The 24,018-nt window shown below is 43.1% G+C and carries 24 protein-coding genes; 22 read left to right on the top strand and 2 right to left on the bottom strand.

Going from position 1 to position 24,018, the window contains the following annotated elements:
• The 6 genes from pstC to M1J35_RS17430 all read left to right on the top strand — a co-directional run bounded on the left by pstC (position 1) and on the right by M1J35_RS17430 (position 6,074).
• Positions 1 to 918: a phosphate ABC transporter permease subunit PstC gene (pstC, locus tag M1J35_RS17455; protein WP_079531802.1), complete on the top strand. Its 918-nt coding sequence runs from the start codon at positions 1 to 3 to the stop codon at positions 916 to 918.
• On the top strand, positions 918 to 1,805 hold the full coding sequence (pstA, locus tag M1J35_RS17450) for a phosphate ABC transporter permease PstA (protein WP_224519513.1): 888 nt from the start codon (positions 918 to 920) through the stop codon (positions 1,803 to 1,805). The genes pstC and pstA overlap by 1 nt, the downstream gene beginning before the upstream one ends.
• Before the next feature lie 18 nt (positions 1,806 to 1,823).
• On the top strand, positions 1,824 to 2,639 hold the full coding sequence (gene pstB / locus M1J35_RS17445; RefSeq protein ID WP_034757615.1) for a phosphate ABC transporter ATP-binding protein PstB: 816 nt from the start codon (positions 1,824 to 1,826) through the stop codon (positions 2,637 to 2,639).
• Positions 2,640 to 2,662: 23 nt separating this feature from the next.
• On the top strand, positions 2,663 to 3,436 hold the full coding sequence (gene pstB / locus M1J35_RS17440) for a phosphate ABC transporter ATP-binding protein PstB (protein WP_079531736.1): 774 nt from the start codon (positions 2,663 to 2,665) through the stop codon (positions 3,434 to 3,436).
• Between the two features lie 55 nt (positions 3,437 to 3,491).
• Positions 3,492 to 4,151 carry a phosphate signaling complex protein PhoU gene (gene phoU / locus M1J35_RS17435; protein WP_079531735.1) on the top strand — a complete coding sequence of 220 codons (660 nt, stop codon included), beginning with the start codon at positions 3,492 to 3,494 and terminating at the stop codon, positions 4,149 to 4,151.
• 162 nt (positions 4,152 to 4,313) lie between these two features.
• On the top strand, positions 4,314 to 6,074 hold the full coding sequence (locus tag M1J35_RS17430) for a methyl-accepting chemotaxis protein (protein WP_254651825.1): 1,761 nt from the start codon (positions 4,314 to 4,316) through the stop codon (positions 6,072 to 6,074).
• 43 nt (positions 6,075 to 6,117) lie between these two features.
• On the opposite strand, the gene M1J35_RS17425 is transcribed toward M1J35_RS17430, so the two are convergent.
• Positions 6,118 to 6,450 (bottom strand): hypothetical protein, encoded by a 333-nt coding sequence (locus M1J35_RS17425; RefSeq protein ID WP_224519515.1) that lies wholly within the window; start codon positions 6,448 to 6,450, stop codon positions 6,118 to 6,120.
• 351 nt (positions 6,451 to 6,801) lie between these two features.
• Here M1J35_RS17425 and M1J35_RS17420 point away from each other — a divergent pair, with 351 nt between their 5' ends.
• The 9 genes from M1J35_RS17420 to M1J35_RS17380 all read left to right on the top strand — a co-directional run bounded on the left by M1J35_RS17420 (position 6,802) and on the right by M1J35_RS17380 (position 15,033).
• The gene (locus M1J35_RS17420) at positions 6,802 to 7,503 is read left to right on the top strand and encodes a DUF4912 domain-containing protein (protein ID WP_224519516.1); all 702 of its coding nucleotides are present in this window, start codon (positions 6,802 to 6,804) and stop codon (positions 7,501 to 7,503) included.
• Complete coding sequence (locus M1J35_RS17415; RefSeq protein ID WP_254651824.1) at positions 7,500 to 9,818, top strand: glycosyltransferase; 2,319 nt, start codon at positions 7,500 to 7,502, stop codon at positions 9,816 to 9,818. The genes M1J35_RS17420 and M1J35_RS17415 overlap by 4 nt, the downstream gene beginning before the upstream one ends.
• Positions 9,815 to 10,822 (top strand): nucleotidyltransferase family protein, encoded by a 1,008-nt coding sequence (locus M1J35_RS17410; RefSeq protein WP_034757637.1) that lies wholly within the window; start codon positions 9,815 to 9,817, stop codon positions 10,820 to 10,822. The genes M1J35_RS17415 and M1J35_RS17410 overlap by 4 nt, the downstream gene beginning before the upstream one ends.
• Before the next feature lie 6 nt (positions 10,823 to 10,828).
• The gene (locus M1J35_RS17405) at positions 10,829 to 11,410 is read left to right on the top strand and encodes a hypothetical protein (RefSeq protein WP_254651823.1); all 582 of its coding nucleotides are present in this window, start codon (positions 10,829 to 10,831) and stop codon (positions 11,408 to 11,410) included.
• Positions 11,411 to 11,467: 57 nt separating this feature from the next.
• A complete protein-coding gene (gene rpmG, locus M1J35_RS17400; protein WP_064091498.1) occupies positions 11,468 to 11,617 on the top strand; it encodes a 50S ribosomal protein L33 in 150 nt (49 codons plus the stop codon).
• A 144-nt stretch (positions 11,618 to 11,761) separates the two neighbouring features.
• A complete protein-coding gene (locus M1J35_RS17395) occupies positions 11,762 to 12,328 on the top strand; it encodes a 5-formyltetrahydrofolate cyclo-ligase (RefSeq protein WP_254651822.1) in 567 nt (188 codons plus the stop codon).
• Positions 12,318 to 13,100 (top strand): DUF92 domain-containing protein, encoded by a 783-nt coding sequence (locus tag M1J35_RS17390; protein ID WP_254651821.1) that lies wholly within the window; start codon positions 12,318 to 12,320, stop codon positions 13,098 to 13,100. Before M1J35_RS17395 ends, M1J35_RS17390 begins: the two co-directional genes overlap by 11 nt.
• Before the next feature lie 80 nt (positions 13,101 to 13,180).
• Positions 13,181 to 13,363, top strand: a complete 183-nt coding sequence (locus M1J35_RS17385; protein WP_318019851.1) for a hypothetical protein — start codon at positions 13,181 to 13,183, stop codon at positions 13,361 to 13,363.
• Positions 13,364 to 13,629: 266 nt separating this feature from the next.
• Positions 13,630 to 15,033, top strand: coding sequence for a rhomboid family intramembrane serine protease (locus tag M1J35_RS17380; RefSeq protein ID WP_254651820.1), 1,404 nt, complete (start codon positions 13,630 to 13,632; stop codon positions 15,031 to 15,033).
• Here M1J35_RS17380 and M1J35_RS17375 read toward each other — a convergent pair.
• Positions 15,030 to 15,905 carry a hypothetical protein gene (locus M1J35_RS17375; protein ID WP_254651819.1) on the bottom strand — a complete coding sequence of 292 codons (876 nt, stop codon included), beginning with the start codon at positions 15,903 to 15,905 and terminating at the stop codon, positions 15,030 to 15,032. The genes M1J35_RS17380 and M1J35_RS17375 overlap by 4 nt on opposite strands.
• 141 nt (positions 15,906 to 16,046) lie before the next feature.
• Between M1J35_RS17375 and M1J35_RS17370 the strand changes: the two genes are divergently transcribed.
• The 7 genes from M1J35_RS17370 to M1J35_RS17340 all read left to right on the top strand — a co-directional run bounded on the left by M1J35_RS17370 (position 16,047) and on the right by M1J35_RS17340 (position 23,997).
• On the top strand, positions 16,047 to 17,507 hold the full coding sequence (locus M1J35_RS17370) for a spore germination protein (protein ID WP_034757649.1): 1,461 nt from the start codon (positions 16,047 to 16,049) through the stop codon (positions 17,505 to 17,507).
• A 144-nt stretch (positions 17,508 to 17,651) separates the two neighbouring features.
• Positions 17,652 to 17,858: a YqgQ family protein gene (locus tag M1J35_RS17365; RefSeq protein WP_034757652.1), complete on the top strand. Its 207-nt coding sequence runs from the start codon at positions 17,652 to 17,654 to the stop codon at positions 17,856 to 17,858.
• Positions 17,859 to 17,863: 5 nt separating this feature from the next.
• On the top strand, positions 17,864 to 18,832 hold the full coding sequence (locus M1J35_RS17360) for an ROK family glucokinase (protein ID WP_254653788.1): 969 nt from the start codon (positions 17,864 to 17,866) through the stop codon (positions 18,830 to 18,832).
• 327 nt (positions 18,833 to 19,159) lie between these two features.
• A complete protein-coding gene (locus M1J35_RS17355; protein WP_254651818.1) occupies positions 19,160 to 21,037 on the top strand; it encodes an LTA synthase family protein in 1,878 nt (625 codons plus the stop codon).
• Between the two features lie 99 nt (positions 21,038 to 21,136).
• Positions 21,137 to 22,333: a M14 family metallopeptidase gene (locus M1J35_RS17350; RefSeq protein ID WP_224519523.1), complete on the top strand. Its 1,197-nt coding sequence runs from the start codon at positions 21,137 to 21,139 to the stop codon at positions 22,331 to 22,333.
• A gap of 243 nt (positions 22,334 to 22,576) precedes the next feature.
• Entirely contained in the window at positions 22,577 to 23,683 is a 1,107-nt protein-coding gene (locus M1J35_RS17345; protein WP_254651817.1) for a YqgU-like beta propeller domain-containing protein, read from the top strand.
• Positions 23,683 to 23,997 carry an MTH1187 family thiamine-binding protein gene (locus M1J35_RS17340; RefSeq protein ID WP_034757662.1) on the top strand — a complete coding sequence of 105 codons (315 nt, stop codon included), beginning with the start codon at positions 23,683 to 23,685 and terminating at the stop codon, positions 23,995 to 23,997. The genes M1J35_RS17345 and M1J35_RS17340 overlap by 1 nt, the downstream gene beginning before the upstream one ends.
• The last annotated feature ends 21 nt before the right edge of the window (positions 23,998 to 24,018 follow it).

Here is a 24,018-nt window from a genome sequence, read left to right as displayed (position 1 = left end):
ATGGAAAACAAGCTACCTGCCTCAAAGAGGCTGATCAAAAGCAATAGATCTTGGATGAACGGTGAATTTAAGGGAAGATTCTTAGTGACATTAAGCGCAGTCATCATGATTGCCGCAACAATTTCCATCACCATTTTCTTAACTTCAAAAGGGTTGCAATCATTTATAAAAAATGGTGTAAGTCCAATTGAGTTCTTAACCAGTCCAGATTGGAGTCCTACAGGAGAAAACCCGATGTATGGCGCTTTGCCTTTCATTTTTGGATCATTTGCTGTTACGATTCTTTCTGCTTTAATTGCAGCACCGCTCGGAATCGGAGCGGCGATCTTTATGACGGACATCGCACCGTCATGGGGAAGGAAAATCATGCAGCCGATTGTAGAACTCCTTGTAGGGATTCCTTCCGTTGTTTATGGATTTATAGGACTTACAGTATTGGTTCCATTCATTCGTAACCATACATCCGGTATCGGATTTTCATTATTAGCCGGAATGATTGTATTATCCGTGATGATCCTTCCTACCATCACAACCATTGCCACTGATGCCATGAGCTCTTTGCCAAAAAGCCTGCGCGATGGATCATATGCATTAGGGGCAACAAGATGGCAAACGATTAGAAAAGTATTAATCCCGGCAGCATTGCCAACTTTATTGACAGCAGTCGTACTGGGTATGGCGAGAGCATTTGGTGAAGCACTAGCTGTTCAAATGGTCATAGGAAATACAAGAGATCTTCCTCAAAGTATAGTAGATGCGTCGGCTACGTTGACCACGATCATAACGCTGAATATGGGACATACCACTTATGGAAGCGTGGAGAATAACACACTATGGTCGATGGGTCTTATTCTATTAATCATGTCCTTCGTATTTATCTTATTAATCCGCTACTTATCATCGAGGAGGAAAGTCTAATGAATAGTAAAAGAGCAGACAAGATCGCCACTGGCGTGTTCATTGGAATCGCAACGGTCATTATCGCCCTTTTAGTGGCTCTATTCTCATATATTCTGGTGAAGGGTTTACCATATGTAACGTGGGACTTCCTTACAACCCCATCCAGTGCAGTCCGTGCCGGAGGAGGGATCCGGGATCAATTATTTAATTCATTCTATATCCTGATCATCACGATGATTATTACGGTGCCTCTCGGTGTCGGCGGAGGCATCTATATGGCTGAATACGCCAAGCCTGGCAAGATCACGAATACCATCCGTTCTTGTATTGAAGTACTGGCCTCATTACCATCTATCGTCATTGGAATGTTTGGACTATTGGTGTTCGTAAATACAACGGGTTGGGGATATACCATTATAGGTGGAGCCCTGGCACTTACGGTCTTTAATCTTCCTGTATTGGTTCGTGTTAGTGAAGATGCCATCAGAAGCGTACCCCGTGAGTTGAAAGAAGCGAGCCTTGCTCTTGGGATCACCAATTGGCACACCGTTAAAACCGTGCTCATCCCGGGTGCATTCCCGTCTATCCTGACAGGAGCGATTCTTGCATCGGGTCGTGTATTCGGTGAGGCTGCTGCTCTATTATTCACAGCCGGCCTGTCGACTCCCAGATTGAATTATATGGATTGGAATCCAGTTTCGCCTACGTCACCATTGAATCTTTTCAGACCGGCGGAAACACTGGCTGTTCACATTTGGTCAGTCAACACACAAGGATTGATTCCCGACGTAGACGAAAAAGCAGCAGGAGCCTCAGCCGTCTTGATTCTTTCAGTGTTAGTCTTTAATCTGGGTGCACGTTTCATCGGAAGCTACATTCATAATAAAATGACAGCGACAAAATAATAGAAGGTGTGATAGTACATGTCGGTTCAATTAGAAACGAAACAGAAGCGCTCTTCAAGAGTAGCGGATGAAATCAAAAAAGAGACCATCATCGATGTTCAGAATTTAGATTTCTATTACGGGGATAATCACGCCGTTAAAAATATTAATATGGAAATCGAAAAAAATGCTGTAACGGCTTTGATCGGCCCTTCCGGTTGCGGGAAATCAACCTTCTTAAGAACGGTTAACCGCATGAATGACCTGGTTCCTATTGCCCGTGCAGAGGGGAAGATCATGTATGAAGATGTGAATCTTCTAGGTAAGGACATTGATGTAGTAGCTCTTCGCAAAGAAATCGGGATGGTTTTCCAGAAGCCGAATCCATTCAGTAAATCCATATACGAAAATATTGTTCATGCATTGAAATTTTCTGGAATCAAAAAGAAGAGTGTTTTGAATGATCTGGTAGAGGAAAGTTTGACAAAAGCAGCACTATGGGATGAAGTTAAAGACCGCCTCCATACTTCGGCACTCGCACTATCCGGTGGACAGCAGCAGCGTTTATGTATTGCAAGGACGATTGCTATGAAACCGACTGTCATGTTATTGGATGAGCCAAGCTCAGCACTTGATCCAATTTCAAATGCAAAAATCGAAGAATTGATCACCGATCTAAAAAAAGAGTACACGATTGTCATTGTGACCCATAATATGGGGCAGGCATCCCGTGTTTCTGATAAAACGGCATTCTTTTATAATGGTGATTTAGTGGAATTCGACCAAACCGAAAAGATTTTCACCAATCCATCAGAAAAAAGGACGGAAGACTATATTTCAGGGCGTTTCAGTTGATCATTTAGTTGGAGGGGTTTCGCGTGTCAGTAGCTACAACGAAAAAAACGGCATTTAATGTAAACGACTTAAATTTATGGTATGGAAATAACTATGCGTTAAAAAACATTACATTTCCTATTTATGATAAAGAGGTCACAGCGATCATCGGACCATCCGGATGCGGAAAATCGACATTCGTTAAAACATTGAACTTAATGAATCGTTCGGTCCCTGGGATTAAAATGTCCGGTGAAATCAATTTTGACGGGACGAATATCCTTTCAGACAAGGTTGATTTAGTTGAATTGAGAAAAAAAGTGGGGATGGTGTTCCAAAAAGGAAATCCATTTCCCCAAAGCATTTATAACAACATTACGTTCGGTCCGAAAGTGCATGGAGTCAAAAAGAAGAAAGAGCTTGATGAAATAGTGGAATCCACTTTAAAGAGTGTTGCATTATGGGACGAAGTAAAGGATCGATTAGATGCCCCGGCCATGGGTCTTTCAGGTGGTCAACAGCAACGTCTGTGTATTGCCAGGGCACTTGCGACAAAGCCTGAAATCCTTTTGATGGACGAACCGACATCGGCTCTCGATCCCATCTCCACTGTCAAAATCGAAGAGCTGATTGGTGAGCTCAAGAAACAATATACGATTGTCATTGTGACTCATAATATGCAGCAGGCAGCAAGGGTTTCTGATAAAACAGCCTTTTTCCTATTAGGGGACTTGATTGAGCTGGACGAAACGGATAAAATATTTTCTAATCCCAGTGACAAACGAACGGAAGACTATGTGTCGGGTCGATTTGGATAAAGTGCGCGTTAAAAGAAAAAGGTTCTTCATCATTACTTAGCAAAGGGGAATAAGTATGGCGATAAGAAGAAATTTCGATAATAATTTAAAAGAGTTAAAAGACAAGCTTTTCGATATGGCGGATCTTGCCAAAGTGTCTTTAAAAGAGTCCGTGGTAGCCTTGAAGACCCAGGACATTGAAAAAGCAGAGGAAATCATCAAAAAAGATCATATCATCAATCAATATGATAATGAAATCAATAATCTTGCGATCATTCTCATTGCAAAGGAATCTCCTGTAGCAACGGACTTACGTAAAATCATCTCTGCATTAAGGATCTGTTCTGAAATTGAACGGATCGGGGATATGGCTACGAATATCGCGAAATCAACCCTGCATATCGGAAACCAGAAGTTGATCAAGCCGATTGAAGAAATTCCGAGAATGCTCTCGATTGCTGAAGAAATGCTCGAAGAAGCGCTAACCGCTTTTTACAGCGAGGATGCTTCCCTTGCGAAAAAAGTGGCGGATCGTGATGATGAAGTCGACGAGTTATATGGTAAATTAGTAAAAGAACTCATGACCTACATTCCGAACTATCCGAATGAAATCAGTCAGATCACCCAGCTGGCGTTTACGTGCAGATACATTGAACGCGTAGCGGATCACGTGACGAATATTTGTGAAAATGTCATTTTCTTAGTGACCGGTGAACGGTTTGATCTGAATAACTAAATGAAAAGCGTTCCTTCTGCTGAAGGGACGCTTTTTTTGCATTCTTGGATGATGTGCGTGATTTGTAAAGATTATATTAAGATAACAGTGAAAGTATAGAAAATATGGGTATTTTGGTACATATTCATAATAGACACAAAGTTATACATACAGGAGGACACAATGTCGAAAAAATCGTTTCCCTTTATGAAATATGTACCCCATATCAGAAAAATCCGTATCCTATCCAAGATGTCTTATCAACACTCTATCAAGAATAAACTTGTTTATACGTTTCTGCTTAATGCCGTACTGTTCATTTCATGTGTAGGCTTGGCCATATTCAGCATGAACGATCTGATGAAGGACATGAGATTCATGAAAGATACAGGTGAGCATTCTGTTCAAATCACGGAATTGAGCAGGCTCATTAATGCAAAAGATATCCGGATTGCCGATTACATTACCTTTTTGAATGAGGAGGATGTGAAAGAGTACAGGAAACTGAGAGCGGAACTGAATGGCATGACCGATGAGACAATGAATGGACTGGGTAAAAAAGACCGGGAACTCCTTCAAAGATTCTCTGAAAATAACAAAACCATCGATGAACTATTTATTAAAGAAATTGCACCTGCAGTCGTTCGTTTAGACGAAGCCATTTATACAGATGCCAGAATGAAAATAAGTGTTCTGAGGGATCAAAACAATACATTATTAATGCAAGTAAGGGAACGGACCCTCCATAAACAGGATACAGTCTTGCAATCAACCGAAAATAATATGAACACACTCTTTTTCTTGTTGATCGGTTTTGTGATAAGTTCAATCGTCATAAGCTTCTTCATTGTAAACCTCGTATCGGACAAGATTAATAAAAGTATCGATAAAATCCTTTCGGTGACAAAAGCCGTGGCGAAGGGAGACTTAACCCTTTCCGTTCCTCCGACGGGGAGAAAGGATGAAATAGGTCAGTTGAATTCTTCCATCAGACATATGGTGGAGCGCTTGCGGGAGCTGGTCATAGGGATAAAAGACAGTTCTCACACCGTACAAAGCAACAGCCGGCATATCAAATCCCTTGCAGATTCTATCAATGCCTCCAGTCACCAGGTAGGAGATTCCATGGCACGGTTATCCGGGAGTTCTGAAGAACAAGTCGCGGCTGCTGAACAGCTGAACAATCAGTACCAAACATTCAATGATGGGGTCCTTCAAGTAGAAACGAATGGTCATTCCCTGTCAGAACTCTCATCGCATATGCAGGGAGTCACGGTAGAAGGAATCGCATCCATGAATTCTACGACAAACCAAATCGAAATGGTGTATGGGAAAATAAAGAAAACGCATGACCTTCTGGATCGATTAGAGGAAAGCGCAATCGATATCAGCAACCTGACAAAGAGCATCAAGAAAATTGCCGATCAAACGAATCTGCTCTCCCTTAACGCTTCGATTGAGGCGGCCAGGGCCGGAGATGCAGGTAAAGGGTTTTCAGTTGTTGCAAACGAAGTCAGGAAGCTGGCACAGGATGTAGACGCCTCGTTGATTGAAATGAATGAGAGTGTATTAAATGTTCAACATATATCCAAGGAAGTGTCCAGTTCATTAAAAGACGGGTATAAAGAGCTTAGTACCGGTAAGGAATATATCCGTACAACAGGTGAACATTTCAATGAAATGAAAAAACAGGCCACTGGTATGGATCACAATATTACGGAAATATCAGGGAGCCTGAAGATGTTAAAGGAATATATGCACCATATTCAGGGAGCATTCCAAAGCGTTTCAGCTGTAGGCAAAGAATTCAATGACGGAACCATCACCATCAATTCCTCCATCCAGGAACAAAATGGCTTAATTGAAACCCTATATGGCCAGTCAGATGACCTGACCCAAAAGGCAAACCAACTCTCTGACCTTGTGAAAACATTCAGAATGTAAAAGAAACGGCTTACTCCTTGAGTAAGCCGTTCTTATACTCCTGCTATGAGTCCTGAATGATAGAGAGGACTTCTTGTTTCGACAGTGTGGATTGTTTTGTGATTTGATCCACTTTTACCCCCTGCTTATAAAGGGAAATCACTTGATTCTTTATGATTTCGTTAATCGGTGTCTTATGAAAAGTCATATCCCCATCCAACATGAGCTCTTCTTCCAAAACGCTTATTCTCTTCTTCAATTTATAATGCTCCTGCAGGACATTCATCGATAACTCTTCCATGTCTTTTTCAATATCGCTGTACCGATCCCGTTGAAAAAACGAAATGACAAGTAATAGGATAGAGAAGCTTACTAATCCAATGAATAGGTAAGTCACTTTATCACCCCAAGATGTATTCTTCTTCTTTATTTATAGCACAGATCATGTTCCAACTCTATATGATACGTGGATAAATGTGAGGGATATCCCAATATTTTGTCGAATGTCGTGGAGAGATCTACCAAGAAAAATGTCGTTATGGAAATGTAATCGCTTTATTATCATTTCAGCATACTAATTCATAAAAAAAATGCAGGTTGAATCCTATTGCCATCATGTGTAACAAGATACGACAAAATGCGTTTATTGTAGGTTTTTCAATACGGTGTTACGATAAAATTAAGATTAATTGTCATAATATTTAGATCCAATTCATATAATAAATGTTTCGGTTTAGGAGGAATGGTTTTGATAACAGAAATAATCAAGTTAAAGGAACAAGGTGTGTCATTCAGGAAAATTGCCAAAGAACTGAATACAACCGTGGGTAAGGTTCAGTATCAATGGGTGAAGTACCAGAAAGCATTGGAGAATGGTCCGGAACCGGCAGAAGTTGAAATGATAAAACCCGAAACACCGAAGAAACGTGTAGGAAGAGCTGCTTTTGGCAGGAAGATGCCTAAGCAGAGATCAAAAAATCCGAAAGCGACCGAGTTATCGATTACGTTTTCAACTTCTTCAAGGATCTATTGTTATTGGAACATTTCCCATGAATGGATCCGACATGTGAAGAGTCATTTTAAGATGAACTCCGACCCACAGCCATATGTTCTTCGATTATATGATATTACCTCTATTTCTTTTAATGGTCATAATCAGCATCACTATTCGGATTCATATGTACCCTTTACAGAAACCGATTGGTTTGTGAACGGATTGAAGGAAAATCGAAGCTACTGCATGGAGATCGGTTTGCGCCTGCCATCAGGGGACTTTGTTGCCTTCACTCGTTCCAATGTCATTCATACACCAAGAACCTCTCATCATCAAGAGGCGCACAGTATGAAAGAGTTGATGGAATACGAGCAGGGATTAATCAGGGAACCAAAATGGGTTGAGCATGTCAGCACATATTCGTATTATGTCATGAATGGGGAGGAAAAGGCATGAAGGCTCTTTCAGAAATCATCGTGTATCCAACATGTAATGAATGTTCATTTTCTCAAGTGTTTGAACAGGAAGATTCGCTTACTGCATTACTTATAGAGAATGGTGAATTGATCGATTTCCTTGATCGGAATGAAGGTAGTTCCATTCCTGTCGTATTGAACCCCCTCCTTTTCTCCCTTTTTATGAGCGAAGAGTTTAAAGAGAGGGCGAACGCCATCATTCAAGGCAACCTCCTGCAAGCAGACACTCATGATAAACAGAAGTGGCAGCTCATCTATTCACAGTGGTCCACTTATGATATGAATCTCGTACAAGCCTACAAACATCTCGCAGTGGAAGGGAAGGCTACCGTCATCCCTACGTCGGTAAGCCCGTTTCCATTAACGCATTACCGGACTCCAAGAGCCATCGAATCCCAGGTTCGGATGAGTACATTATTATTCAAGCAATATTTCCAAATGATCCCTAAGTCGTTCTGGTTACCTCAAGCCGCATATGTACCGGGGATTGATCTTTATCTCACTGGGCAAGGCATCGAGTATACATTCATTTCTTCTTTTTCCTATGAACATAGTGAAAAGGAACAGCACAGAGGGGTCATCAGGACCCCGAGAGGATTGAAGCTTATTCCTGTTAGGGAGGGCATCGACTCCCTGGAGGAAAGCCATCCACTTTCAATCGCCTTTGTAAAGTCGCTATCAGACTATGATGCATTAATGAAACTGGATAGAGGAGATGCCCGTCATACAATGGAAGCCATGATGGAAGAACCTACCGCTCTTTCAAGGGTCGGCTTCGGGTATCTTGGAATGGAGAAACAGGAACCGATCATGACCGATTCAGCCATTCGGAATATTCGGGTGGTCCATCGCATGGAAGAGCAGCTGGAAAATATGGTGACGCTGTCAGAAGAAACAGAGTGGACCTTTCAGATTATAAGGGAATGGATCTCTAGCATGGAAGGTTTTAAAGATGACAATGGAATATCCACGGTCCATTTCGACCGGTTGCTTCAACAAGTCATGGATGGGCATAAGGATGGACATCTCCTTCTTCATCGGAAGAGAATGATGCCTTTTCCATCTGACGAAATCCTTGAGAAGCTCTCCATTGGAATAAAGGGAGACGTGGAAGAGAAGCATGATTCCGTACTGATCCTTTCCTGGGAGTATCCACCGAATATCGTGGGTGGATTATCGAGACATGTGTATGACTTAGCCAACAATCTTGTGAAAAAGGGAAAGCATGTGCATGTTCTTACCACCATGGCCAATGATGCCCTTCCCCTTGAGAAAATGGAAGGTGTCACAATTCATCGGGTGCATCCTTTGCATCCATATGAAGAAGATTTCTTTAAGTGGGTATTCGATTTGAATCAGTCCTTCATTCAGTACGCCCATGACCTGATACGAGATGAACGAATCACCCATATCCATGCACATGATTGGATCGTATCGACATCGGCGATGAAGCTGAAAGACTATTATGCCCTTCCACTTATTACTACGATCCATGCTACTGAACATGGCAGGAATCAAGGGATTTATACGGATTTGCAACACAAGATCCACGGGGAAGAGCAGCTTCTCATAGGGGCATCCGATCATCTCATCGTCTGCAGTGAGCATATGAAAGACGAAATCAAGAGTTTATTCACGATAGAAGCACCAATTGCCGTCATACCGAATGGTGTGGAACTGGAGAAACTGGATCAGTCTTCTCCGTACGCCCTTTCCAAACCATCGAAGCCGTACTTTTTTTCAATCGGTAGGATGGTCCATGAGAAAGGGTTTGAGACGATCATCCGTGTAGCTTCACGGTTAAAGAGTGCTGGGTATGACATCTCCTTTGTCATAGCAGGGAAGGGTCCGATGCTCGAGCAATACCGAAAGGCTGTGATCGAGGAGGAACTCTCGGATAGCGTCTCATTCGTCGGATACGTCTCGGATAGGGAACGGAATGATTATTTAAAAAATTGTCTTGCCGTCATCTTCCCGAGTTTGTACGAACCGTTCGGGATCGTTGCCTTGGAGGCGATGGCCTTCCGGAAAGGCGTGGTCGCTTCGAATACCGGTGGGCTTAAGTCCATTGTGAAACATGAACAAACCGGATTATTATTTGAACCAAATCAGGAACATAGTCTCTATACTCAATTGATTTCATTAATTGAAAATCCGGGGAAATCCGAACAACTGGGTGAACTGGGCTTTAAAATGGCTCAGTCCATGTTCAGCTGGGACCGGATCGCAGACCAGACCATTCATGTATATGATGATGTGCTCCTTCAATCAAAAGTGGAGGGTATAAAAAGATGAAGGCGGTTATATTGGCAGGTGGAGAAGGCAGGCGATTAAGGCCATATACGATGTCCGTTGCTAAGCCCATGGTCCCGATTCTGAATAAGCCAATACTTGAATATAGCATTAACCTCCTGAGTTCTTATGGAATAAAAGATATATTGATTACGACTTGTTATAAAAGTGAGACCATCAAAGATTACTTTGGAGACGGGAAACGGTTCAATGTGAATATCACGTATCTTGAAGAAAGATCCCCACTCGGGACAGCGGGCGGCATTTTCCTCGCACGACACAGGCTGCGAGAACCGTTCCTTGTTCTTAGCGGAGATGCGTTTACCAATATTCCCATCGACAAGGTCATTGAGTTCCATTATGAGAAAAGAGCGGTTATGACCGTCGTCTCAAAGGAAGTGGAGAATCCAAAGGAATACGGAATCTGTCATACGGACGAAACCCGCAAATTAGTCGATTTTATCGAAAAGCCCGAAGAGTGGGTGGGCAATGAAGTCAATACAGGTGTTTATATGCTTGATCCACGGCTTTTGGACCGCTATGCCCACATTGGGGCCAAAGATTTCGGCCAGGATTTCATTCCCCGTCTCCTGTTGAATAATGAAGAAGTATACGTATTCAAGACAAGTGCTTATTGGAGAGATATCGGTAGCCCGGAAGAATATAAGTGTGCAAGGGACGATCTTATGAGGGGACATTTCTCCCCTCCCTCTTTTAAGAAAGGCTTCCATCATTCAAAGGGCTTGATGGAGCCTTTCATTACCCGACTGCAGGTAGCCTGTCCAAATGGGAAGAAACCGATGGTCCTTGCAAAACTGCTTGAGACGGTTCCATCTTCCTCCAATCAGAAAGAGATTGTATTCGACCACAGGGATGGGGGCCGGACGAAAATCATAAGTGATCCAAAGAGAGGATTCATCATCTATTCCAATGCGGACAGAAGGAATCTGGCAAGGGAGTTTGCAAGATATTACGGAAAAAAAATAAAAATCTGGCAAAAGGTGTAGAGGCTAATGAGGGAGAACCGGAATCGAACGTTTCATATTCAAGGAATAGCCTGGAACAAGAAAAATGAGTATACTCCTATTCACTCTGACAAGTGCTCCTCCCTTACAGATATACACGTGAAGGTGAAAGAAGAAGCTGAGGGGTGGGGGGACTCCTATGTATTCGAAATGGAGAATAAGTCGAAAGAAACCCGCCGTCTGAAAGTTTTCTTTCTCATCGAGTGGCTCGCCTGCAAAGAAGATGGAGTGGGGGTGCTGTCCCTTTCGAAGGATACATTCTGGAATTATAGCGGAAGACGGGTTGCCATCACCAATATTGTTTCCTGTGCCGAATCTGTCAAGAAAACCATCTATCCCCTTAATCTGAAGGGGCTTAAACTTTGGAAGAAATCCTTAAGCAAAGGTAGCTTATACTACTATCCTATAACAAATGGGCTCAATATGATGGTGTATATGCTGGATTTCACTTTCAAGCCATTTGAAGTGAAACAGGGGAAAGTATATGCGATTGAAGGTGAGATGGAAGAAGAGGTTGCAAATTTAAGTGATAGAATTAAAAACGGACTAGCATTTCCCGGTGAAAAGTGATATTATATAAAAGTCGTATGAATAGTAGAAGATGTATATGTTTGGAGGGAAATTATAATGCGTGTAAACATTACTTTGGCTTGCACAGAAACTGGTGAGCGTAACTATATTACTACTAAGAACAAGCGTAACAACCCAGACCGTTTAGAGCTAAAAAAATATTGCCCGAAATTAAAGCGTGTGACTCTTCACCGCGAAACGAAATAAGCAGCCGGATTTTATCCGCTGCTTTTTTTTATGCTTTATTAGGTTCTAGAGCAATGCCTTTTCCGAAAAGTGGTGGACTGGCTGTCGCATTTAGGCTGGAAATCCATTAAAATAATTTCAGGATTGTAAGTATGGAGGGATCATATGTCTAAAAAGGAAAAGCGGAAATCTCAGCTGCAAATATTAAAATCCATTGGCCATATTGCATTTCAACAAAAATGTTTTGAAATAGAACAACGTCTTTTTGATTCTCCCGAGTGGAAGCAAAGCAGTACGGTCTCGATCACCATTTCAAGGCCTCCGGAACTCGATACTTGGAATATCATTAAGAGGGGCTGGGAAGAAGGGAAGACAATGGTCGTGCCAAAGTGCGTTCCAGAGGACCGCCGGTTAATTTTTTATAAACTGAATGATTTTCATCAGTTGGAACAATTATATTTCAATCTGTTTGAACCGGACCCCGCGAAGTCCGTCGCTGTTCATAACGAATCGATTGAATTGATGATTGTCCCGGGATTATCTTATACAAACGCGGGTTTCCGTCTTGGATTTGGCGGGGGATATTATGACCGGCTGCTTTCAGCCTTTTCAGGAACGACGATGTCCCTTGCCTTTGAAGAGCAGATGGTCGAATCATTGCCGATTGAACCCTTTGATATGCAGGTGTCAACCATCCTGACGGAATTGAGACGGATCGATTGTGAAGATTGAGTTATTCCTGCTTCTTCTCTTTATCCTTGCCATCGCGATTGCAGGATGGAGAACAAAGAATTTAAGTAGATCAGGGGCTTGGATGGCGGTGTTGATCGGGCTTGTCATTGGGTTTGCCTATGGTTTCCGGGGCTTATTTGTATTGGGGGCTTTCTTCCTTTCCTCAAGTATTTGGTCTCATCTATTCAAGAAGGATAAGATCGGGATAGAGGACCGGCTTGCTAAGACGTCCACACGGGATTGGCAGCAAGTATTGGCCAACGGCGGTCCGGCAGCACTTTTCGCCCTGTTGTTCAGCTTGACCGGGGAAAGCGTTTGGACATTTGCTTTTGTTGCATCAATTGCAGGGGCAAATTCGGATACATGGGCTTCTGAAATCGGTCCCCTGAGTGGGAAACATCCTTTTTCCATAAGGTCATTCGAGAGAGTTCCAAAAGGCACATCGGGAGCCGTTTCCCTTATCGGTACAATAGCGGCGGTCATGGGTGCAGCCTTTATCGCACTGACAGCCCTGGTCATGCTGGATGGTATGGATGCCACGCTCTTTCTATTGATCACACTTTCCGGGTTTCTTGGAAATCTCCTGGATACATGCTTAGGGGCATATGTACAATTGGATTACAGGTGCCGGATGTGCGGGATACAGACGGAATCGACTGTCCACTGCGGACAGCAAACCGAAAGAACGAAGGGCTACTGGATGAACAATGAACTTGTCAATGCCCTTTCAAGTGTAATGTCCGGAGTGATCCTGCTTCTCCTCTATAGGTAGCAGGCAAAAAAATCCCAGGTTTAGATAAATTTATGGGATAAGCTAATCGGTTATGATCCAAACTATAAGCAGGAGGGATCATGATGAACGGATGGACAAAATGGTTAGTGCTTGGCGGTTTGGTTCTCTTTCTGGTTCCGAATCGATATCGTTTGTTAAACCTGTTATTAGGGAATTTTCTACTACGCAAATTTGCCGTAAGAGCGGCCATGGGAATACCCGGTATACGCTCGAAATTCATTCAGGGCGCATTCCGCTCTTGACCAAACAAAAAAAGACTGCAGGAGGGCCATACCCCATTCCTGCAGCTTTTTTGTTTACACATCAAAAACAGGTTCGGTATAGTAGGGGGAGACGCGTTTATTTGATGTCGGTAGGTTAAAAGAGTAAAAAGAAAGTAGTGGATGATGTGGATTTACGTTATCATTATTTATTTTGGAAAATAGCCCACTATTTAGTGGAATATAAACACTATCGGATCCTGAATATTTCCCCCGACCAGGATGAAATATGGTTGGAGAATTCAGGCATGAAAGAAGGAAATATCGTCCGGATCGTTCGAAAGGACCTCGATTGGGGTAACTGGGTCAAGAGGGATCTGGAATTGACCTCCATGAATGGAGAAAAAATCAGGAAAACCCTGAGAAAAAGACAGCTTCACATCAAGAATCTCTACATATCTACTTTTCCACCTGTGGATGGGGATCCAGGTCTATTCCTCGACCCGGTGAATCGTCACAAAACGACCATTCAGCCCATTCTCCTTGATGGAGATGAAAGTTTGGAAAAGCTTAAAGCCCATCCACTATTCCATGATGGAGAATGGGTTCTCCCCCCTGAAGTGTTGGAGGCCAATGTCGATTGGATCAAAAATATGACCATGACGTCTTCCTCCAAGCAAATTCAGAAAGAGAGACAGCTATTTGAGAGAGGGAAACCGTTTTTCACTTATCTCTTTATTGCCGTTCAAGTGATCATGTTCCTCATTCTTGAAATGAATGGAGGGAGTAAGGACCAGGAGACGCTCATTCAATTCGGTGCAAAATATAACCCCCTCATGATTGAAGGGGAATGGTGGCGCCTTGTCACGCCCATCTTCCTGCATATAGGATTACTGCATCTCTTAATGAACACACTGGCCCTTTATTATCTCGGAATGGCAGTGGAGAAAATGTTCGGCAGGCTTCGGTTCGTGCTCATTTATATGCTGTCGGGAGTCGCAGGCACCCTTGCAAGCTTCCTGTTCACATCCAATCTTTCAGCAGGGGCCAGTGGGGCGATCTTCGGCTGTTTCGGTGCCCTCCTGTACTTTGGGGTATTACATCCGAACGTTTTCTTCCGCACCATGGGCACCAATATCATTGCGGTCATCTTATTGAACCTGGTCCTGGGATTCAGCCTTCCAGGCATTGATAATGCTGGCCATATCGGGGGTCTTATCGGAGGGTTCCTTGCGGCAGGGATCGTCAGTCTGCCAAACGCCATCCGGCCGGTGCGTCAGCTCCTGTTTCTGCTCGGAAGCATTCTACTAACAGGTACATTGGTATGGAATGGGATCGGAGGGGATTCAAGCTCCTGGGACGTCGATACGGCAAATGGTGTCGCCCAGGAAAAAATATCGAACCAGGAGTGGAAAGAGGCCGAGGACATTCTTTCCCCTGTGGTGGAAGAAGGGTCCCCGGATGCCCAAACCTATTTCTATCTTTCTTATGCTGAAATCAAGCAGAATAAATTGGCACCGGCGAAGAAGCATTTGAAAGCTGCGCTCGAAGAAGATGATCGATTCCATGAAGCCCACTACAATCTTGCGTTGATCCTGATCGATTCCGGGGAAAGGGAAGAAGCTCTCCTCCACGCAAAAAAAGCCTATGAATTAAATAGGCAGGATAAAAATTATGAGAAACTTTATAAAGAGTTGCAAGGGAGCGATTAAGATATCAGCTGTCTGAGTAAGGACGCGTCCCCGTTTTGATCAACGAGGAGTACAAGGACTTCCTTTTTATCTTTTTTTATTAATAGGAGAGGAATGGCACTGTCGATGGATTCCACGACAGAGCCATCCTCTTTTTTAATTCCTAAATAATAGTTTTTATAAAGTCCTTCCCATAGATTCCCGATTAGGCGATCCCATTCCTGTCGGGAGAATCCTTCCAAGGGGCGGCCATCATATATCGGGAGACTGGTCAGGGGGATGGGGGTGTATTCATCGGCTGGGATACCCATGGAGGTGATCGCCTTTTCCCATAAATATTCGAGTTGTTGGGACGTCACCTTGTCCAGGATATTCTTCCACTCTTTTTCTGCGCTGTTCCCCGGTTGCCTGAATGCATTCAATGGGCTGAAATTGGAATCAATCACGTACAGGGTATCTTCGGACATCTTCTGGGCACTGGTGAACTCTGTGTCCGATTCATGTATTTCTGAATAGTGAAAAGATACAGCCTGCAGAATGCTGCTATCTTTCCCCTTTATCGTCGATTCCTCTACAATCTGATCGGTATCTTGTTCCCATTCATTCATCAGACCCTTCAATCTCCCGTTCATATATATAAAACCGACATCCTGACGTAAATAGGCGGGCGTATCAAGCTTTGAAGTGACTTTCCAATTCACTTCATAATGATCATTTTTCTTTTCCGGTTGGAGCATGAGAATCGTCGTGGCTGATTCATAAGATACGTTCTCATTGATGGGAAAAAAAATGATGCTCTCCCTGGTTTGCGGCTTGTAAATAAATTGAATGCCCAGGGCCACTATACACATGATCACCAGAAATGGCATTGCTTCTTTCAGCCTATCCTTCATTTTGTTCACTCCAGTGGTTTGTCCATTTTCTACATAGTATGAATCGATGGAATTGAATATGATAGGATGTATGATTTCAGGCTTCTTTGTCTAGGATGGTAAGGATGGAAAATCATGTAAAGGTATTGGGAGTGAAGGCTAATGTCGAATGAAAAGAAAAAGCCTGTCTCTACTCAGATTGAAGAAAACACCAATTATTTAAGGGATACCTTAGCAGTGGACAAGAGCTTTGATGTCATTCAATTGGATCTTGAGTATGCAGAAAGAAAAATGGCCATGTTTTTAGTGGATGGCTTCGTTAAAGATGATATTATGCATTATCTGATGAAGCTCTTATCTGGACTCAGTCCTGAACAATTGGAAGAGGATACTCTGGAAAAGCTTTTGAAGACGTACATTCCTTATATAGAGATTGAACAAGTAGATGACTTGAATCAGGTGATCGATTTAGTATTAGCAGGTCCGACAGCCCTTGTTGTGGACGGCATTGACAAGGTTATCATGATTGATGCAAGGACATATCCTGTCAGAGGGCCTCAGGAACCTGATTTAGAACGGGTCGTACGGGGTTCGAGGGACGGATATGTCGAGACGATTGTATTTAATACAGCATTGACAAGGCGGAGGGTGCGCGATCCTTCTCTTAGGATGGAATACATGCAAATAGGCAGAAGATCCAAAACGGATATCGTTGTCAGTTATATAGAAGACATTGCCGATCCCAATTTGGTGCATAAAATCAAGGATGCCCTCTCGAAGATCGATACAGACGGTCTTCCCATGGGGGAGAAAACGTTAGAAGAATACATTGCGGGACGGCATTGGAATCCCTATCCACTGGTCCGGTACACGGAAAGACCAGATACTGCGGCGTCCCACCTATATGAGGGGCATGTCCTCATCATGGTGGATGGATCTCCGAGTGTTCTCATCACCCCGACCACGTTCTGGCATCATCTTCAGCATGCCGAGGAATACAGGAATAAACCTTCTGTTGGGGCTTATCTGCGTTTTGTAAGGTTTATTGCGGTGTGGTCATCGATCTTTTTACTGCCCCTCTATTATTTATTTGCGATCCACCCTGAGCTCCTGCCGGAACCCATGGCCTATATTGGTCCGAATGATGTAGGGGAAGTTCCCCTATTCCTTCAATTCCTCATCATTGAAGTGGGGATCGATATTTTGAGGATGGCCGCCATACACACCCCGTCTTCCCTTGCGACCGCCCTTGGGCTCGTTGCAGCATTGATGATCGGGCAGGTTGCCGTTGAAGTCGGGCTGTTCATTAATGAAGTCATTCTTTACCTGGCCATCGCTGCCATCGGTACGTTCTCTACGCCGAGTTATGAGATGAGTCTGGCTAATCGACTGGTGCGGATCTTCCTATTGATATGCACGGCGTTATTTGGTGTTTATGGATTTGTGGTGGGTGTATTCTTATGGATCATCATGCTTTCAAGAATGAGTTCGTTTGGCATTCCATATATGTGGCCATTTATTCCATTCAATCTCAGGGCATTCAGGGACGTATTCCTTCGTTCCCCGATTCCCCTTAAGAACAGGCGGCCGCGATTCCTGCACCCGAAAGATCCGGATCGTTAGACATGATAGAAAAGAGATTTTCTTACTGGATATTCCTTTAAGGAAATCTCTTTTTGTTTTGTGTCCGTACTGGTTTGTTTAGGATTGAGAACAAAGCGGTTTTCACTTATACTTTATAGGGAAGAAGAGAAAGCAGGTGTATGCATGAAAACGATTTATGATATCCAACAGCTCCTCAAAAGTTATGGAACGATCATATATGTTGGGCATCGTCTTTCCGACCTGCAACTGATGGAAGGCGAATTAAAGGAACTCTACCAATCCCAACTGATTGATACCCGGGATTTTCAGACCGCTTTATTTTTGTTGCGTCATGAAATAGCGATTGAAAAAGAAAAACAGGACAGGTGATAATGATGACAGAAAAATGGTTAGTTGGAGTTGACTTAGGGGGAACGACGACGAAGATAGCGTTCTTAAGTAAATACGGTGAGCTTTTACATAAATGGGAAATCCCCACTGACAAATCGGAAAACGGTAAAAATATTATTGTGAATATTGCGAAAGCGATCGATCAAAAGCTCGAGGAATTGGATCAAAGCAGAGATAAACTGGTTGGTATCGGAATGGGGGCACCAGGACCCGTCGATACGGCAAAAGGAATCATTTACGAAGCAGTCAATTTAGGATGGGAGAATAATACACCATTAAAAGATCTGCTTGAGGTCGAAACAGGTTTGCACGCAGTCATCGACAACGATGCAAACTGTGCGGCACTCGGTGAAATGTGGAAGGGTGCAGGAGACGGGGCGAAGGACATTGTCTGTGTGACATTAGGAACGGGCGTCGGAGGCGGTGTGATTACAAATGGCGATATCGTCCACGGTGTAAAAGGAGCAGGTGGTGAAATCGGCCATATCACCGTCGTACCGGAAGGCGGATACCAGTGTAATTGCGGGAAGACAGGGTGTCTTGAAACCGTTGCTTCAGCAACCGGTGTCGTCCGACTCGCAAATGAAAAATTGGATGCCACTGAGCAAGAATCAACGCTTCGTGCCCTCAGGGATTCTCACGGCTCAATCAGCGCCAAAGATATCTTCGATGCGGCAAGAAACCAAGATGGACTAGCCCTGGCAGTCACTGATCAATTAGCCTTCTATCTCGGTTTATCCCTTGCGAACCTTGGGAATGGCCTGAACCCTGAAAAAATCGTGATCGGTGGGGGAGTCTCTAAAGCAGGGGACATCTTATTACAGCCGGTCGTTAAATTCTTTAAACAGTTTTCATTCCCGACTGTCCGTACCTCTACACACTTAAGCATTGCCACGCTTGGAAATGATGCCGGTGTTATCGGGGCAGCATGGCTGGTCAAGAACAAGATCTGATTTGACCTTAAAGTGAGATTCGAAAGAGAGCTTTCCTTTATGGAGAGTTCTTTTTTTATTTGGATTAGTAGTCTGAAACACCTAATGACAAATGAACTGTTTTCATATAATGCTGTTTAATTTGAAACTTTTAATGGTTTCATCCGTCTAATAGTATGGGTAGGAGAATAAGGCATCCACGATTATACACCTTCAATATGTATCCACGTTTGGCGTTATGTAAATAAATAATGAAGATGAGTCAATGTTACATCCGGAATAATTCCTTATTGAAATCATGAAAGTGTTACATACGATTGAACCGTTTGTAGCAAGGAGGTTGAATAAATGAATGTGAAAAAAATACCAAAGGTCCCGCTTATCATTATCGCTGCATTGTTCCTTTGGATCAAAACGTATATTGTCTACAAAACGAGCTTTGACATAAAGATCGAAAACGCACTCCAGGAACTGATTCTATTCATTAACCCGCTAAGTTTTTTACTTTTCATCTTCGGAGTGGGGTTACTTCTTAAAAAGGATAAGTCTCGCACCCGGTACATCATCACTGCAAGCTTCGTCCTTTCATTTATCCTATACGGAAACGTAGTATTTTATCGTTTCTTTGATGACTTTTTGACAATGCCCGTCCTCTTTCAAACAAGTAATTTCTCTGATTTGGGCACGAGTGCCAGTGCAATCATGAGCTGGAAGGACGTTTTCTATTTCACCGATGTGATCGCATTAATTCTCATCATAAAGTTGAAACCAACCTGGTTTTCTTTACAGAATTACTCTAAAGCCAATCGACGCGCTTATTTCCTCGTTGCAACAGCACTGGTTTTCTTTAACCTGGGATTGGCAGAATCGGAAAGGCCTCAGCTTCTGACCAGGACATTTGACCGGGAAATGCTCGTCAAGAATATCGGAACCTATAATTATCATGTATACGATCTTTTCCTGCAATCCAAATCTTCCGCCCAGAGAGCCCTCGCAGATGGAAGTGAACTGGCAGATATCGACAACTACGTCAGAGCGGGTTACGCCCGGCCAGATAAAGAAATGTTCGGGGTAGCGAAAGACAAGAACTTAATCATTGTCTCCCTTGAATCACTGCAGAATTTTGTTATCAACAGTGAAGTGAATGGTCAGGAAATCACGCCTTTCCTTAATGATTTCATAGGGGAAAGCTACTATTTTGATCAATTCTACCATCAAACGCAGCAAGGGAAGACGTCCGATTCCGAGTTCATCATGGACAACTCCCTTTATCCCTTGAACCGGGGTGCTGTTTTCTTTACCCATTCCGGGAATGAGTTTGAGTCCATGACGGAAAAACTTGGGGAGAACGGATATTATACATCGGCCATGCACGCAAATAATAAAAGTTTCTGGAATCGTGACATCATGTATGATTCCCTGGGATATGACCGGTATTATTCGTTACCGGATTATGATGTGACAGAAGAAAATTCCGTGAACTGGGGCATGAAGGATATCCCGTTCTTCGAGCAGTCCGTGGAGCATATGAAACAAATGCCTCAACCGTTCAGTACGAAGATGATCACCTTAACGAACCATTATCCTTTCACGCTTGATGAAGAAGATAAGTTAATCGATCCTTACACTTCCCATGACGGTACGGTGAATCGTTATTTCCAAACCGTCCGTTACATGGATGAAGCGGTGAAGAACTTCATTGCGGACTTAAAGGAGTCCGGTTTGTACGATAATTCCGTCATCGTGATGTATGGGGACCATTATGGGATTTCAGAGAATCATAACAAAGCGATGAGTCAATATCTCGGTAAAGACATTACACCGTTCGTAAGCACACAGCTTCAACAGGTGCCGCTGATCATCCACGTTCCCGGTGAGGAAGGGAAGACCATTTCCAAGGTGTCCGGACAAATCGACTTAAAGCCGACCATCATGCATCTTCTCGGCATCGATACCAAAAAGGATATCCAATTTGGTTCGGATCTCTTCTCAGATGACCATGAAAACCTCGCCATACTCCGTGACGGCCGGTTCATCTCGAAGGACTATGTATATGCAGGGGAAAAATGCTGGAATAAGGAAACGGAAGAAAAAACCGATATGAAGTATTGTGAACCCTTTAAAGAGCGAGTCAATAATGAGCTGGAATACTCCGATAAGATCATTTATGGAGATCTGCTCCGCTTTTATGGGGAAACCGAATATCGTGATAAAGATGAATCATAAAGTACAAGCTTGCGAAAGGTTTCGCAGGCTTTTTTTTGTCATGAATCTTTGAACCATTCATACATGTAAGTAAGGACATATGAATGGGGAGGTTGCATCATGAAAGTGAAAGTGCGCAGTGGCGATACCCTTTGGTACTACAGTCAACTGTTTTATATCCCGATCCAGTTAATCATCGATTCAAATCCTTCCGTTGATCCGAATAGATTGAAAATCGGTACAGAGATACAACTCCCAGGATTCAGGAAAGAAAGTCATTCTATTATTCAGGGTGACTCTCTCTGGTCACTGGCGCAAAACCGTAACATCGCTGTCGACGCGCTCCTTCTATTGAACGAAGGTGTCAATCCCGATGGATTACAAATAGGATCGACTATCAGTCTTCCATCAAGGGTGGTTTCACCCATCGTCAATGGTAAACAGGCCTACGGCTCACAACGATTTGAAGGAGATGTACAACGTTTAAAGGAAATCTATCCCTTTATAAAGTTACGATCTGCTGGCGAAAGCGTAGGTGGAAAAGATCTCATCGAAATAAGGATAGGAACCGGAAAGAAGAAAGTTCAAATGAATGCTTCCTTCCATGCGAATGAGTGGATCACTACATCTGTCCTTATGACGTTTATCAATGAGTACTTACTTTCCTTGACCAACAGTCAGCTAATGAGGGGAGTACAAACCCTGCCCATATATGGAGATGTAGCGTTGTCACTCGTTCCTATGGTCAATCCGGATGGAGTGGACCTTGTTCTGAACGGTCCCCCTAGCGATAAAAGAAATGAAATAATCGCTCTTAATCGGGGGAGTACTGACTTTACAGGCTGGAAAGCCAACATTAGAGGCGTGGACCTGAACAATCAGTTTCCTGCCAAATGGGAAGTTGAGCAGGAAAGGAAAGAGGAGAAAGAACCGGCTCCAAGAGATTTCCCAGGATATAAGCCCCTCTCAGAGCCCGAAGCCATCGCCATGGCTAAGCTTGCACGGCAAGGGAAGTTCGATCGACTTCTGGCCCTGCACACCCAAGGGAAAGAGTTTTACTGGGGGTATGATGGATTGGAGCCTCCAGATGCAGCCAAACTTGCAAATGATTTCACCAGAGTAAGCGGATATAAATCAGTCCGTTACATTGATAGTTATGCAGGATACAAGGATTGGTTTGTGAAAGAATTCCAAAAATCCGGATTCACCCTTGAATTAGGAAGGGGCATTAACCCCTTGCCCCTGTCACAATTCGATGAAATCTACCAGGACGTGTCCGGTATTTTACTTGTTTCTATCTATCGGTGGTATGAATGAAGAAAACACTCGAAAAATCTTTATATTAGTTCCATAAATATCTATTGTGGAAAATGAAAATCAGGAGTAAAATTAATCATCATCCTATGAATAGTAACCTCTCGTGGTGACCCAAAAGATGTATGTATGAACATCTGGTCATCACTTTTTTTGAATTTTTGTCATGTTTTTTTAATCTTATTGAAACATTTTCGCATTATAAACGTACTAATGAATATGGAATACAGGAGAAGGGGGAAGAGGATGAAAATGAAAAAAGGTAGTGTGTTGATATTTCTCATGATGTGCATTCTATGGTTAACGGCATGTCAGCCGGAAGAAACACAATCTTCCCCCTCAGAGAAAGAAAAGGATGATCAGAAAGACGTGATGGTCAATATCCTTCCTGCAGATGGATTTATAGAAAATGTCGGCTGGCTGTCCAGTTCAGAAATCCTTTCTGTACGGGAAGAGGATGGTGTGACGACCTTCTATATCTATAATGTGTACGACGGAAGCAATCAAAAAATTTATGATGTACAACCCTCCTATGTGAGCGCAAGCATCTCATCGGATAAGAAAAAAATACTCATTCATTCCTCTCCGGCATCCTATAAAGCCCAGCTGACGATTATCGATAGATCAGGAGAAGTACAATTTCAAAAGGATGTTCCTTCCTATGACTTGACCCACAGCTGGAGTCCATTCAATGATGATACAGTGGTCATGACCACTTTCAATGAAGATTGGAGCTTTCAAGTCTTTGAAATAAAGATTGGGGACGGGACCATGGACCCCATTGATGTAGAGCAGCCGTTTGTTCAGTGGCAATCGGCATCCTCCGTCCTTTATCAGGACTGGAGCAAGGATGAAGTGAGCGTATCGGCTCCACTGGTAGCACAAAATATCCTCGATGGTGAAAAGGAAATGATCGTGGAGGATAGTATCCATTTCAACCAATTCAAAAGTTCTCTGTTATCGGTCTTTTCAAGGGAAGAAAAAGGGCCGTTTACGTATCAGTTCATTCATTCTAACGGAGAGGTTCAGTCGGAATTTACAGTTGACCTCTTAAGCCGTTACTCTGATTGGTTAATCCCTTATTATGATATGATAGAAGGGACGGGGCGGTTGATTACGTTCATTGCCAATGAACCGGGTTCTTTTGATACGTACTCTGGGACGTTCTCTTTAAAAGAGTGGGACACGGATTCCGGAAAGGAAGAGGTCCTGTTTGATGATCTTCCTTTAGAACCCATCAAGTGTTCTCCTGATGGAGAGTCGTGTTTATATGGTAATCAACTTGAAAAAGTAATCAATTTTAAGAACTCCAGTATCGTTCAACTACTTAAAGAAGAAGGAGCAGATATATAATGGCAATAGTCGATGTAACAGTTATTCCAATCGGAACGGAATCACCCAGCGTGAGTTCATATGTAGCGGATCTGCAAAGTATCCTTAAGGGGTATGAAGAGGAAGGTAAGATTCGTTTTCAACTTACTCCCATGAATACGATTATAGAAGGGGAACTTCCCGTTCTTTTCCAAGTGATACAAGACATTCATGAATCCCCATTCCAGCAAGGGATTCAGCGTGTGGCAACCAATATCAGAATTGATGACCGCAGGGATAAGCAAACGACCATGGAAGGAAAGCTTTCTTCCGTGCAGCGAAAATTAGAAAAATAACAAATACAAAAAGAGTGGGCG

Origin of the sequence: Rossellomorea sp. KS-H15a (genome assembly GCF_024195245.1) — a bacterium.
In the GTDB taxonomy this organism is placed as follows: Bacteria; Bacillota; Bacilli; order Bacillales; family Bacillaceae_B; genus Rossellomorea; species Rossellomorea vietnamensis.
Note: the sequence above shows the minus strand (reverse complement) of the source record. Positions and strands in the feature narration are given on the sequence as shown.

Bases quoted from the DNA above. Each gene is read 5' to 3' on its own strand.
- M1J35_RS17365 (WP_034757652.1), top strand. From the start codon at position 17,652: ATGAAAACGATTTATGATATCCAACAGCTCCTCAAAAGTTATGGAACG.
- M1J35_RS17410 (WP_034757637.1), top strand. From the start codon at position 9,815: ATGAAGGCGGTTATATTGGCAGGTGGAGAAGGCAGGCGATTAAGGCCA.
- M1J35_RS17430 (WP_254651825.1), top strand. From the start codon at position 4,314: ATGTCGAAAAAATCGTTTCCCTTTATGAAATATGTACCCCATATCAGA.
- pstB (WP_034757615.1), top strand. From the start codon at position 1,824: ATGTCGGTTCAATTAGAAACGAAACAGAAGCGCTCTTCAAGAGTAGCG.
- M1J35_RS17355 (WP_254651818.1), top strand. From the start codon at position 19,160: ATGAATGTGAAAAAAATACCAAAGGTCCCGCTTATCATTATCGCTGCA.
- M1J35_RS17395 (WP_254651822.1), top strand. From the start codon at position 11,762: ATGTCTAAAAAGGAAAAGCGGAAATCTCAGCTGCAAATATTAAAATCC.
- M1J35_RS17405 (WP_254651823.1), top strand. From the start codon at position 10,829: ATGAGGGAGAACCGGAATCGAACGTTTCATATTCAAGGAATAGCCTGG.
- M1J35_RS17380 (WP_254651820.1), top strand. From the start codon at position 13,630: ATGAAAGAAGGAAATATCGTCCGGATCGTTCGAAAGGACCTCGATTGG.
- M1J35_RS17385 (WP_318019851.1), top strand. From the start codon at position 13,181: ATGATGAACGGATGGACAAAATGGTTAGTGCTTGGCGGTTTGGTTCTC.
- M1J35_RS17360 (WP_254653788.1), top strand. From the start codon at position 17,864: ATGACAGAAAAATGGTTAGTTGGAGTTGACTTAGGGGGAACGACGACG.
- M1J35_RS17350 (WP_224519523.1), top strand. From the start codon at position 21,137: ATGAAAGTGAAAGTGCGCAGTGGCGATACCCTTTGGTACTACAGTCAA.
- M1J35_RS17375 (WP_254651819.1), bottom strand. From the start codon at position 15,905: ATGAAGGATAGGCTGAAAGAAGCAATGCCATTTCTGGTGATCATGTGT.
- pstA (WP_224519513.1), top strand. From the start codon at position 918: ATGAATAGTAAAAGAGCAGACAAGATCGCCACTGGCGTGTTCATTGGA.
- phoU (WP_079531735.1), top strand. From the start codon at position 3,492: ATGGCGATAAGAAGAAATTTCGATAATAATTTAAAAGAGTTAAAAGAC.
- M1J35_RS17345 (WP_254651817.1), top strand. From the start codon at position 22,577: ATGAAAATGAAAAAAGGTAGTGTGTTGATATTTCTCATGATGTGCATT.
- rpmG (WP_064091498.1), top strand. From the start codon at position 11,468: ATGCGTGTAAACATTACTTTGGCTTGCACAGAAACTGGTGAGCGTAAC.
- pstC (WP_079531802.1), top strand. From the start codon at position 1: ATGGAAAACAAGCTACCTGCCTCAAAGAGGCTGATCAAAAGCAATAGA.
- M1J35_RS17370 (WP_034757649.1), top strand. From the start codon at position 16,047: ATGTCGAATGAAAAGAAAAAGCCTGTCTCTACTCAGATTGAAGAAAAC.
- M1J35_RS17340 (WP_034757662.1), top strand. From the start codon at position 23,683: ATGGCAATAGTCGATGTAACAGTTATTCCAATCGGAACGGAATCACCC.
- M1J35_RS17415 (WP_254651824.1), top strand. From the start codon at position 7,500: ATGAAGGCTCTTTCAGAAATCATCGTGTATCCAACATGTAATGAATGT.